Genomic DNA, 11,950 nt, shown 5'->3' with positions numbered 1-11,950 from the left:
GCGAGGTCGGTGGGCACCGGCCGGCCGGTCGCGGTCAGCTCGGCGCGCTCGGCGGCCAGCGCGGCCCGCCGTGCGAGCACCGGGAGGGCTTGGCGCACCCGATCGAGGCGGGCCACCTTGATCCGCGCGTCGGTGCGGTCCCGGCCGAGGCGGTCGCGCTCCTCCTCGGCGCGCTGTACGTCCTTGACCGCTTCGCCGAACACGGAGGGGGCGAGGCCGTCTTCCTGGATCCGTTTGCGCAGCCGGCCCAGGTCGGTCAGTGCCGCGTTGATCCGCTGGTTCTTGCCGCGCGCCTTGTACAGCTCCGCGGCACGCGTCTCCAGGCGGGTCAGCACCTGGCCGAGCCGGGCCGACGAGCGCGACTCGAACAGGGCGCGGCCGACGTCGCCGCGACCCGCGAGCAGTTCGTGCCCGCCCGCGCGCAGCCCCTCGTGGTCGAGCGCGAACACCTGCCGGAAGTCGTCGCGGCCCACCCCCGCGAGCAGCAGGGTCAGCTCGGCCTCGGCGAGCGGGGTGCCGTCGGCCCGGGTCAGCGGGTTCTTGTCGCGCTTGTGGCGCACCACGTCGAGCGTCGCGCCGTGCTCGTCGCGCAGCACCGCGCCGATCCGCAGGTCGCGCATGCCGTGCACGAAGTCGTAGGAGGTCTGCCGGTCTATCCCGTACAGGAGCTGGTCGAGGGCGTGCCGTGCGGTGGACTTGCCGGCCTCGTTCGGGCCGCTGATCACGTGCACGCCGGGCGAACCGAGTTCGATCCGGCGATCGGTGAAGCACCCGAACGCGGTCAGGTCGAGCCGGTCGATCCTCATCCACGCCCCCCGGCGGTATCGGCGCCGGTCGCCCGGTCCGCCACGTCGGCCACATCGGACCCACCGGTCCCGCCGGGCCCGGAGATCATCGCCGTCAGCAGGTCGACGGCCCGGTCGAAGATGTCGCTGCGCCACGCGGCGTCCTCGGGCGCGATGCCCTCCTCGGCGACCTTGGCGTCGAGGCCCTTGATCCCGGGGATGCCGCGGACGAGTTGTTCGAGTGCGGTCGGATCGGCCCGCAGGGCTCGCGCGGTACGGCCGAGGTCCTCGACCAGTGCGGGCAGTTCGAGGCCGGTGTCGGCGAGGTCGACGTGCCGGGTCTCCAGGCGCACTTTTTCCAGCCACACGTCCTGGAACTCGCCCGCGAGGGCCCGGGTCTCGAACACGAACCGGCGCTCGTCGCGCCACAGCGCCTCGTGCACGTCGGTCGCGCCGGTGATACGCACCCGCGTCGCGAGCAGTCGCCGGCCGGCGTCGCCGCGGGCGTCGACCATTCGCCGGCGGACCCGGTCGAGCACGTCCTCGACGTCGCGGGCGCCGGCGGCGTCCACGTCCAGGCGGGCCCAGCGCACGACGTCGAGGTCACGGTGCTCGATCGTGGCCCGGCCGTTGGCGTCGACGGTGATCAACGTGGCGCCCTTGGGCCCGGTCTCGCGCGCGTGCCGCCCCTGGACGTTGCCGGGGAAGACGATCCACGGCTCGGCCTCGTGCACGACCTCGCGTTGGTGCACGTGGCCCAGAGCCCAGTAGTCGTAGCCGCGCGAGACCAAGTCGCCCACGCTGCACGGGGCATAGGTCGCGTGCTCCGACGACGCGCCGGTGAGCGCGGTGTGCAGAAGGCCGACGTTGAACAGTCCGCCGCGCGGCGCCGGGTAGTTCACCGCGAGGTTGTCGGTCACGTCGCGGACGGCGAAACCCTGGCCGTGCACCGCGAGTCCGATGTCCTCGAAGACCGCGGTCTCGGGCCGCGCGGTGGAGAACCGGTACACGTTCTCCGGCAACCGCAGTTCGCGAGTGATCCGGCTCGCCGCGTCGTGATTGCCCGCGACCAACAGAACCCGGACGCCGGCCTCGTGCAGCCGGCGCATCTGGGCCGTGAAGAACAGCCCCGTGTGGTAGTCCTTCCATTCGCCGTCGTAGATGTCGCCGGCGAGCAGTACCGCGTCCACACCTTCGGCGAGCGCGAGCTCGACGAGGTTCTCCACGGCCCGCCGCGCGGCCTCGCGGATCTCCTCCGCGGGTGCCCCCTCGTAGCGTGCGAGACCTCGCAGGGGACTGTCGATGTGCAGGTCGGCGGCGTGCAGCAGCTTCATGGAGCGAGGCGCCTCCGGTCGGCGATCACAGGGCAGCCCAGGATAGGCACACCCCACCGACAGGGTGGGCACTTCCGGAAAGGCCCATCCCCCCAGACCCCGGGCTTGGTGGGGTTTGCCCCACCCCCGATATGCCAGGCACCTCCCTGTCGGGTGGAGACGTTCCCGGACAGGCTTGAGGAACGCTTCACCGCTCCGTTCGGGGGTCACGGGTCACGAGTCGCGGGGCCCACCGTGTCTGCCGTATCCCCTGTATCCCCTGTATCCGCCGTGTCCGTCCGGGAGTCCGTCGTGGCCACACATCGCATCGATCGAAGGCACCCGGGCGCAGCCCCGCTCGTGGCGTGCGCGATGTGCGCGCTCGTGGGCGCGGTGCTGTGTGTCGCCGCCGCCCGCACCGACGGGTTCGCGCTCGTCCTCGACCTCGGGCGGTTGGCGCGTCGACCGGCGCCCGCCGCGACGCTGGTCTTCGGCCTGGCGGGGGCGCTGTTGGCAATGCACGGTCGCCCGGGGCGACCGAGGGGTCCGAGTCGGTCGGTCGAGACGGGGCGAACCGGCGGGCGAGCCACGTGGGCCGGGCCGGCCGCGTCCGGTGCGCAAAGCCCGTCGGCTGGGCGGGCCGGGCGCGACGCGCCGGCCGGGTGGGCCGAGGCCGAAAACGGGTTGAACCGATCGCCCGTGAAGCGGCATGGTGAAGACTGCGCCGATCGGCGGTAGGCACGAGCGGGCCGCCCCGACACGGGGAGGGTGCGACCCACTCGCGCGGACTGGCTAGGATGTACACGGAAACTACGCAGGCTCGCGTAGCTCAGCGGGAGAGCGCCTCGTTCACACCGAGGAAGTCACTGGTTCGATCCCAGTCGTGAGCACCGATATACACCCGGATGTACACAGGCACGGATATACACAGGCACGAATCAACCCCACCACGATCGATCGAAGACCGATCGGCCGGGCGCATGGGGCGTGAACATCAACCGAGGGCCGCTCCTGCGAGCGGCCTTCGGCACGTTCAGCACCGTGCCGGGGAGCAGCAGATCCGGATCCGGGCCGATCGCGTCGCGATTCGCCGCGTACAGCGCCTCCCAGCCACCGATCACGCCCAGGTCCCGCGCGATCGAGGTCAGCGTGTCACCCGGCTTGACCGTGTACGCCGCGCCGATCAGGCCGATCTGGCGCGCACACTGCGGCCACGCGTCCCAGCCCTGCATGAGCTGGATCTGCTCCGCGACGACGATCTGTTCGTCGCGCGTCGCCAGGTCCGGGCGGGTGGCGTACGCCTGTCCGCCCGCCTCGTTCCACGTGCTCGGCAGAATTTGCAGGCCGCCGTAGTAACCGTTGCCGGTATCGAGATCCCACCGCCCACTGCTTTCACAGTCCGCGATGAGGTCCCAGGTCTGATCCGAGGCGGCGTGAGCGGGCGCGGCCACCCCGACGACGAGAGCGGCACTCACGGCGCCGGCGAGGACGAATGAAACGGCTGATCCGATAATCCGCATGGCCATGTCGGCCGACAGTAGGCACCGCCCGCCCCGACACCCGTGAACCCACCGACGGCGTGCCGCGAAATCACCCACCCGACGCAACGCGGCCTGCCACCACCCGTTCCCCCGCTCCCGCCCGCCCGCGCACCGCGCACCCACGTACCTCCCGAGCCGAATGGCTGAAGGACCGTTCGATGCGCCCCTGCCTGGGCATCCGCTCCCCTTGGACCCATTACGCCCGGACCCGCCCGTCCGGACCCGTTCGTCGTCAGGGAGGCCGGATTGCCCGCCAGCCATGTCGCACACCGGTCACGTTCGGGAGTGCTGCGCACGAAACCCGTGGACGCCATCCTCGCGGAGAGCGGCGGCGGCGAGGTGGACGGCGAGGGCGAAGGTCTCAAGCGCACCATGGGGCTGCTCGCGCTGACCTTCTTCAGCGTGGGCGCGACCCTGGGCACCGGCATCTTCGTGATCCTGGGCGAGGCGGTGCCCAAGGCCGGTCCGGCCGTGGTGATCTCGTTCGTACTCGCCGCCGTGACCGCACTGTTCTCGGCCCTGTCCTACGCCGAACTCGCCGGGACCATCCCGGTGTCGGGCTCGTCCTACTCCTACGCCTACGCCACTCTCGGCGAGGGCATCGCGTGGGTGTGCGGGTGGTGCCTGCTCCTGGAGTACGGCGTGTCCATCTCCGCCGTCGCGGTCGGCTGGGGGCAGTACGTCAACGAATTCCTCGACTCGGCCTTCGGCTTCAGCCTGCCCGACGTGATCAGCCAACCCCCGGGCGACGGCGGCACGTTCAACATCCCGGCCGTCATCGTCGTGATGCTGGCGACCATGCTGCTCGTGCGCGGCGTATCGGAGAGCGCGACCGCCAACACGATCATGGTCTTCATCAAACTGATCACCCTCGCGTTCTTTTGCGCGATCGCGTTCACCGCGTTCAAGCACGGCAACCTGAGCCCGTTCGCACCGCTCGGCGTCGCCGGGATCAGCGCCGGCGCCTCCCAGGTGTTCTTCTCCTACATCGGCTTCGACGCCGCCTCCACGGCCGGGGAAGAGGCCAAGAACCCGCGCCGCGACCTGCCGCTCGCGATCTTGATCTCGCTCGCGATCGTCACGATCGTCTACGTCGCGGTCGCCCTCGCCGCGCTGGGGGCCTTGCCCTGGCGGCAGTTCGAGGGCAGCGAGGCAACCCTCGCGAAGATCGTCACCGACGTCACCGGCGGCTCGTGGGCCTCCACGATCCTGTCCGCCGGCGCGATCATCTCGATCGCGAGCGTCGTCCTGACCGTGCTGTACGGGCAGACCCGCATCCTGTTCGCGATGTCGCGCGACGGCCTGATCCCACCGATCTTCTCCAAGGTCAGCCGACGCACCCAAAGCCCGGTCGCGAACACCCTGATCACCGGCGCGTGGGTCTCGCTGCTCGCCGCGCTCGTCCCGCTGGGCCGACTCACCGAAGCCACCAGCATCGGCACCCTGTTCGCGTTCTCGCTGGTCAACATCGGCGTCATCGTGCTGCGTCGGACCCGACCGGACCTGCCGCGCGGTTTCACCTCGCCGTTCTTCCCGATCACCCCGCTCCTGGGCGTGGGCTTTTGCATCTACCTGATGGCCCGACTGTCCGGGATCACGTGGCTGGTGTTCCTGATCTGGATGGCGGCGGGCATCGCGATCTACTTCCTGTACGGCTACCGCCACTCGCGGTGGCGCGCCGAGATCCCGGTCGAGGCGAAGTCGTGAGCGGCGGCGACCAGGTGATGCGCATCGTGGTGGGCTGTCGGCCCGACCCGCGCGGCGACGACGCCCTGGCCCTGGCGTCGGTGCTGGCCCGGCAACTGGGCGCCGCGGTCGTACTCGCGCACGTGCGCCCGCCCGCGATCAGGGGGTCGGGCGTGGGCGCGGTGGACGCCGAGTGGCGCGCGTTCGTACGTACCGAGACCGACCGGCTGCTCGCCGACGCCCGGACCAAACTGCGCGCGTGGGCCCCGGGCCTGACCGTCGAGCGCGCGGTGACCGACAACCGGGGCAGCGGACGCGGCCTGACCCGGATCGCGGAGAAGTACGCCGCCGCGTTCGTGGTGATCGGCCCGGCCCCGGGCGGGCGCAGCGCCCACGTCGCGGTCGGCAGTACCGCCGACCAACTCCTGCACGGCTCCCCGGTACCGGTGGTGTTGGCCCCGCGTGGCTTCGCCGAGCGCATTCCGCCGGTGATCGCGCGGTGCACGATCGCCTACCAACGCGAGCCGGCGGCCCCCGGCGTCCTGCATTGCGGCGTCGAGTTCGCCCGCCGGCTCGCCGCCGACGTTCGGCTGCTCACGCTCGTGCTGCGCCCGGTCCGGTTGTACTCGGGCATGCAGCACCAGTCCGCCGAACACCAGGTGCTCGTGGCCACGCGCGACCAGGCCCGGCGGGACCTCGACGCGGCACTGGCCGAGGCCGGGGTGCCGGCCGAGGGACTGCTCGCCGAAGGTGACACCGTGCGGGCCGCGCTCGACGTCGTGACGTGGGCGGACGACCTGTTGGTGTGCGCGTCGAGTTCCGCGGGGCCGCTGAAGCGGGTGTTCGTCGGGGATGTCTCGCACAAGATCGTGCGTAATGCGCGTACTCCGGTGATGGTGCTTCCTCGTGGCGTGCGGGGTGACATTTGGGATTAGGTGCCCTCGGTCGCCGGTGGGCTGGTTTTCCTCAAGCGCCGGACCGGCTCGAAGGGCCTGTCCTCGAACGCCGGACGCTGGAGAGATGTGCCGCCCGGGACGGCCGCCCTCGGCTGGAGAGACGTGCCGCCCCGGGACGGCCGCCCGCAGATGCCGGAGCGGCTCGAAGGGCTTGGTCTCAGACGCCGGATGGGCTGGAGGTGGGTTGGGCGGGCTCGGTGTGTGCCGGGGGTGCCGACGGCCACTGTGTCGGGTTCGCTGCGATTTCGCGCCACCAGGGCTCGATGTCCGTCCCGTCGATCAGGCCGGGCTCGACCAGGGCGCCCGGTCGCGGGATGACCAGCCCCGCGCCGATCGCCCGCGCGGCGGCCATCGATCGCTCGGCGGGTTCCTCCCACGCGTGCGGCGCGAGGTCGAACGTGCCCCAGTGGATCGGCAGCATCAGCCGTCCGCCCAGTTCGACGTGCGCCTGGACCGCCCCCTCGGGATCGAGGTGTACCTCGGGCCACGCCTGCGCGTACGCCCCCGCCTGGATCATCGTCAGGTCGAACGGGCCGTGCTCGCGCCCGATGTCGGCGAAGCCCGGGAAGTATCCGCTGTCACCACTGTGGAAGACCCGGTGCCCGGGCCCCGCGACCACCCACGAGGCCCACAGCACGGTGCCCAGGACCCGGGCGCCGCGGTTGCAATAGTGGCGCGCCGGCGTCGCGGTGAAGGTGAGGCCGGCGACCTCGCCGGCCTCGTGCCAGTCCAGTTCGGTGATCCGCTCCGGTCCGACGCCCCAGCGCTCCAGATGCGCGCCGATCCCCAACGGCACCACGAACGCGACGTCACGCTTGACGAGCGCCTTCACGGTGGCCATGTCGAGGTGGTCGTAGTGGTCGTGCGAAATGACCACGACGTCCAACTCCGGCAGATCGACGAACCGCACGGGCACCGCGTGCAACCGGGCCGGACCGAACGCGACCGACGGCGAACACCGGGTACTCCACACCGGATCGAACAGCACCCGCTTGCCGTCCATCTCCACCAGTACGGTCGCGTGCCCGAGCCAACTCGCCCGCAGGCCGGTCGTCGGCGCGTCGGCGAAGTCGGCCGCGGTCGGCCTCACCAGCGGTACGGCGCCGCCCGGGCGTCGCAGCCCGGACGCGGCCTTTTGCGCGCGGTACATCTTGCCCAGCGCGCCTGGGCTGCTTCTTCGCGTGGGCACGGGGTTTCGAAACGAACCGTCGCGAAAGTGCGGTGATCTGCGGACGCGCTCCAGCCGTTCGCCTGTCGGTCTCGCGCCGAAGGCCGCCGGGGCCAGGGACGTGAGGATGTGCCCGGTCACATGGACTCCTCGGGCATGCGGGGTCCTCGGCCCGGCCCGTGCGGGGACCTGACCGACGACCGGTGATCGGGATGACTGGAGATTAACCCGGGCTCCGGTGCTGAAACGTCGTCCCAGGGAGGGAGTGCTCGGGCCTTGATCCTCCCTGTGGAGTAAGGGACTGCGCCTCGGCGAGCCGTTTTGTCCGACAAGGGGAGCGTCGGTCCACAGTTGATCCTTCCGGGTGAACCGCGTCACCTCGATCAGGCCCCGCGCTGTCGGCCGGCGTCAGTAGGGTCAAGACATCGCCGCAAGGGATGACGGGGCATCAGTCCCCTTGTACGGCACGGTTTTTACGCCCTGTCCCGAGCACACACCCGCACCCGCACGCACCACGATTCGCCGAGTCGTCGCCGCACAGCCGAGGAGCCGCCATGTCCGAGACCCGTACCTACCTGGAACTGTCCGAGGACGACGGCGGCGCGCACAAGTACTACGAGGTGGTGGTCGACGGCGCCGACGTCACCATCACCTACGGCCGGATCGGTGCGAAGGGCCGGGCCGACACCACGACCTACCCGACGGCCGAGAAGGCGGTGGCCGACGCGAAGAAGAAGATCGCCGCCAAGGTCCGCAAGGGCTACGCGCCCGCCGTCCAAGGCGTGCGCAAGCCGCGCGCGATCACCCGCCGCGAGATCGTCTCCCGCCCGACCACCGCTCGTCGCCAGGCGCCCGTGTTGTGGCGCTACCGCACCGGTTCGGCTGCGTTCGGCATCTTTGCGGACGCCGAGCGGGTGCTGGTCGGCAACCAGCGCGGTGACGTGTGGTTCCTCGACCACTCGGGCGAGGTGACCGGCCGCTACCAACTCCCCAACGGCGTCAAGTGCATCGTCGCGGACGACTCGTGGATCTACGCCGGGTGCGACGACGGCAACGTGTACGACGTCGGCGGCAAGGCCCCGCGCGTGGCGTACGAGATCACCGACAACATCGACATCTACTGGCTCGACATCCACGACGGCGTGCTCGGTGTGTCCGACTCGCGCGGAGGCTGCACGACGATCGACCACGAGGACGAGTCGCTGTGGGCCGAGAGCACCCGCGGGACCGGCGCGTGGATGGTGCGCTGCGACGAGAACGCGATCTACCACGGGCACAGCGCCGGGGTGCAGGCGTTCGCGGCCGGTGACGGCAAGTCCCTGTGGCACACCCCCACCAAGGGCTCCGTGCTCTTCGGGTGGCAGGAGAAGAACGACGTGTACGCGGGCACGTCGGGCAACAAGGTGCACCGCATCGACAAGGCCGACGGCCGCATCGTCACCACGTACGACTGCGACGGCTCGGTGTTCTCGTGCGCGACGGCGGAGAACGGCAAGTACGTTTTCGCGGGCGACAGTTCGTCCACGATCTACTGCTTCGCCGAGGACGGCACGCGGTTGTGGAAGCTGGGCACGACGTGTGGTTCGGCCTACTCGATGCAGTACCGCGAGGACCGTCTGTTCATCGTCACGACCGACGGCTCGCTCGCGTGCATCGACGTGAGCGAGGCGGCCATCGAGGCGGCCCAGGGGGGCACCGTCCCGGAGGTCAAGGACGTCAAGGCGGCCACGATCGCGGCGGTCCAGCCGACCACGGAGGTCGCCACCACGACCGACGCGGGCACCGGTGTGATCGTCGAGTGCACCGACCAGGGCGGTGGCCGGCTGCGCGTGCACGTCGTGACGGCGGGCTACGAGAGCGGCTGGAACGTGCAGTTCCCGAAGAACGTACGCGTGGCCGGCGCTCGCTACGTCGTGGACTCGGTGCGGCCGGCCGGGCGGGGCGGGTTCTACCGCGCGCACGGCGAGATCCGCCGCCTGGTCTGAGTCGCGCCTCGACACGGGGGCTCCCGGACACTCCCGGGACACGGCCGTACCCGTGACACTCGGGCGCCCGCGGCCCACGGACGCCGGCTCACGGACCCGGCTCACGGACGCCGAAGGGCGGCACCCCACGATCGGGGTGCCGCCCTTCGGGTCCGTCGCGTTCGACCCGAACGGTCAGGGCCGCTTGTGCTCCACCGGCTCCTTGTGCTCGACGACGGGTGCGCCCTGTTCGGCCGACCACCCCTCCAGCGGCGGGGGTGACTGGGCGGCCTTGCGCTTGGCGAGGTTGGCGACCCGCTGCTCGTGCCGACGGCCGAACAGCTGCGGCAGGGTCGGCGTGGTCAGGAAGCCCTCGGCCCGGGCCGCGGCGATGCCGATCCGGGGCAACTCGCTGGCCTTGCGGAAGCAGATGTAGCGCGGCTCCCAGATCGGGCGGTACTTCTCGTTGGCCCGGTAGAGCGACTCGATCTGCCACCAGCGCGAGAAGAACACGAGCACGGTGCGCCACAGGCGCAGAACCGGACCCGCGCCCAGCTTGTTGCCGCGCTCGAAGACCGAGCGGAACATCGCGAAGTTGAGCGAGATCCGGTCGATCTCGATGCCCGCGTCGGCACTGGACTCGGCGTCGGCCTCCGGTGCCTGGGCCTGCTGCTTGCCCTTGCCCTTCGGCTTGGGCGCCTTGGCCGCCGCGAGCGCCTTCGCGCCCTCGATGACGTCCAGGACCATGAACTCGATCAGACCGTTGTCCGAGTCGCGGTCGCGGCGCATCAGGTCGAGCGAGACGCCCTTGCAGCCCCACGGCACGAAACTGAGCACCGCGCGCAGGCGGCCTTCGTCGTCCATGCACTCGACCATCAGGCAGCGCCCGTCGTCGGGGTCACCCAGTCGACCCAGCGCCATCGAGAAGCCGCGCTCGGTCTGCCCGTCCCGCCAGTGGTCGGCGAGGTCGAGCAATTCGCGCATCTCGGCCTCGGGGATGTCCTCGTGCCGTCGGGTGCGGGTCGTGTAGCCGGCCCGCTTGACGCGGTTGTACGCCTGCCGGACCCCGCGCATCGCGCGGCCCTCCAGGCTGAAGTCGGCGACCTCGACGATCGCCTCGTCACCCAGTTCGAGCGCGTCCAGGCCGTGCCGGGCGAAGATCGTGCCGGCTTCCTCGCTGGCGCCCATGACGGCCGGCACCCACGCGCGCTCCTCGGCCTCGGCGAGCCAGCGGTCGATCGCGCCGGGCCACGCCTCGGGGTCGCCGATCGGGTCGCCGGACGCGAGCGAGACGCCACCCACGACGCGGTACGCCACTGCGGCCTTGCCGCTCGGCGACCACATGACGGCCTTGTCGCGGCGCAGCGCGAAGTAGCCGAGCGAGTCGCGCTCGCCCTGCTTGTCGAGCAGTTCGCGCAGCAGCACCTCGTCGTCCGGGTTGAGCAGCTCGCGTCCCTTGGGCGCACGGAACAGTACGAACAGGACCAGCAGGAAAAGCCCGAATCCGGCGATGTTGATGACGATGTCGACCCAGCGCGGCACCCAGACCGTGTCGAAGTCGCTGTCGGGGGCGAGGGTGAACACGCGCAGTACCGCGTAGAGGATCCGGTCGCCCATCCCCGACGTGGAGATCCGGTCGGTGGCCGACACGAGCGTGGAGCCGAGCACCACGCCCACGACCGCGCCGCCGGCGAGGACGAGCCCCGCCTTGAGCACGTTGCCGCGGTCGCCCTTGGCGGTGAACTCGCCGAAGCTGAGCAACAGCGCGGCGCACACGAGCACGGTGATGATCGTCGAGGACCAGTTGAACGGGTGTTGGTAGAGCTCGGGGAACCACAGCGCCCACACGTACACGACCGTGGAGGGCACGAGCAGGATCGCCGTGAACGCCCACGCGGCGCGCTTGCGCCGGCCGAGCATGATGGCCAGGAAGGCCGCGAGAGCGGCCGACGTGAAGCCGGAAGTGACCAGGAACGGGGTGTAGTACTCCCCCGTGTCGTGGTGTCGGACCCGGTCGCGCAGCGGGACCGAGATCGCCGACACGAAGTCGAGCGCGGCCACGATCCGCAGGTACCAGATCAGCACCGCCGCCGAGATCCCGCGCACGCGCTCGGCCGCCGGAGTGCCGGTGCCGTTTTTGTTTTGGCCGTTCGCGGCGGCCCGCGTCGTGGCAGACACCGTGCTCCTCGGTTGTGGGGTGGAAGAAGGGTCCCCTGTGTCTTATGTCCAGGATTGCGACTCTTCGTAACGCTCGCACAACAGCGTAGACATGCACGAAGTGTTTTGGATGCGCACAGTAGTCATTTCTGCGTCATCCCCGGGAGGGATCCCCGGTCGCTCGGTAATCCCAATGGTGGACAACCCCGGAACCGACAAACCGGCAGGGCCGGTGCGGCATCAATGGACACGCCGCACCGGCCCTGCCGGTTTCATCGGATCTCCGGTCGAGCGAGATCGGCCGACTCAGCCGCCCAAGGGCAGACCGCCGAGGGCGGGCAGACCGGGCGCGGCGGGCGCGGCCGGGAGGCCGCCGCTCG

The 11,950-nt window shown here is 70.7% G+C and carries 8 protein-coding genes and 1 tRNA gene; 4 read left to right on the top strand and 5 right to left on the bottom strand.

The window, feature by feature from the left end:
* Both GT354_RS22285 and GT354_RS22280 read right to left on the bottom strand, forming a co-directional pair.
* Positions 1-806, bottom strand: an 806-nt coding sequence (locus GT354_RS22285; protein WP_161358139.1) for an AAA family ATPase, incomplete at its 3' end; no start/stop codon positions are given.
* On the bottom strand, positions 803-2,119 hold the full coding sequence (locus tag GT354_RS22280) for a DNA repair exonuclease (protein WP_161358138.1): 1,317 nt from the start codon (positions 2,117-2,119) through the stop codon (positions 803-805). The genes GT354_RS22285 and GT354_RS22280, both read right to left, overlap by 4 nt.
* 797 nt (positions 2,120-2,916) lie before the next feature.
* Between GT354_RS22280 and GT354_RS22275 the strand changes: the two genes are divergently transcribed.
* Positions 2,917-2,988, top strand: a tRNA-Val gene (locus GT354_RS22275).
* A gap of 48 nt (positions 2,989-3,036) precedes the next feature.
* Here GT354_RS22275 and GT354_RS22270 read toward each other — a convergent pair.
* On the bottom strand, positions 3,037-3,573 hold the full coding sequence (locus tag GT354_RS22270) for a transglycosylase family protein (protein WP_346012121.1): 537 nt from the start codon (positions 3,571-3,573) through the stop codon (positions 3,037-3,039).
* Between the two features lie 312 nt (positions 3,574-3,885).
* Between GT354_RS22270 and GT354_RS22265 the strand changes: the two genes are divergently transcribed.
* Positions 3,886-5,346, top strand: coding sequence for an amino acid permease (locus GT354_RS22265; RefSeq protein WP_202512163.1), 1,461 nt, complete (start codon positions 3,886-3,888; stop codon positions 5,344-5,346).
* On the top strand, positions 5,343-6,260 hold the full coding sequence (locus GT354_RS22260; protein WP_161358136.1) for a universal stress protein: 918 nt from the start codon (positions 5,343-5,345) through the stop codon (positions 6,258-6,260). The genes GT354_RS22265 and GT354_RS22260 overlap by 4 nt, the downstream gene beginning before the upstream one ends.
* Before the next feature lie 178 nt (positions 6,261-6,438).
* Here GT354_RS22260 and GT354_RS22255 read toward each other — a convergent pair whose 3' ends face one another.
* Entirely contained in the window at positions 6,439-7,590 is a 1,152-nt protein-coding gene (locus GT354_RS22255) for an MBL fold metallo-hydrolase (protein ID WP_161358135.1), read from the bottom strand.
* A gap of 413 nt (positions 7,591-8,003) precedes the next feature.
* Here GT354_RS22255 and GT354_RS22250 point away from each other — a divergent pair, with 413 nt between their 5' ends.
* Positions 8,004-9,434 carry a WGR domain-containing protein gene (locus tag GT354_RS22250; RefSeq protein WP_161358134.1) on the top strand — a complete coding sequence of 477 codons (1,431 nt, stop codon included), beginning with the start codon at positions 8,004-8,006 and terminating at the stop codon, positions 9,432-9,434.
* Positions 9,435-9,608: 174 nt separating this feature from the next.
* Here GT354_RS22250 and GT354_RS22245 read toward each other — a convergent pair whose 3' ends face one another.
* A complete protein-coding gene (locus GT354_RS22245) occupies positions 9,609-11,591 on the bottom strand; it encodes a phosphatidylglycerol lysyltransferase domain-containing protein (protein WP_161358133.1) in 1,983 nt (660 codons plus the stop codon).
* Between the last annotated feature and the right edge of the window lie 359 nt (positions 11,592-11,950).

The sequence above is a fragment of the Streptomyces sp. SID3343 genome, from assembly GCF_009865215.1.
Classification (GTDB): Bacteria; Actinomycetota; Actinomycetes; order Streptomycetales; family Streptomycetaceae; genus Embleya.
The sequence above is the reverse complement of the archived record's forward strand: the minus strand, read 5'-3'. Positions and strand labels throughout refer to the sequence as shown.

What these genes read in the sequence shown, in the direction of transcription:
- GT354_RS22280 (WP_161358138.1), bottom strand. Translation starts at nt 2,119, where the DNA reads ATGAAGCTGCTGCACGCCGCCGACCTGCACATCGACAGTCCCCTGCGA.
- GT354_RS22250 (WP_161358134.1), top strand. Translation starts at nt 8,004, where the DNA reads ATGTCCGAGACCCGTACCTACCTGGAACTGTCCGAGGACGACGGCGGC.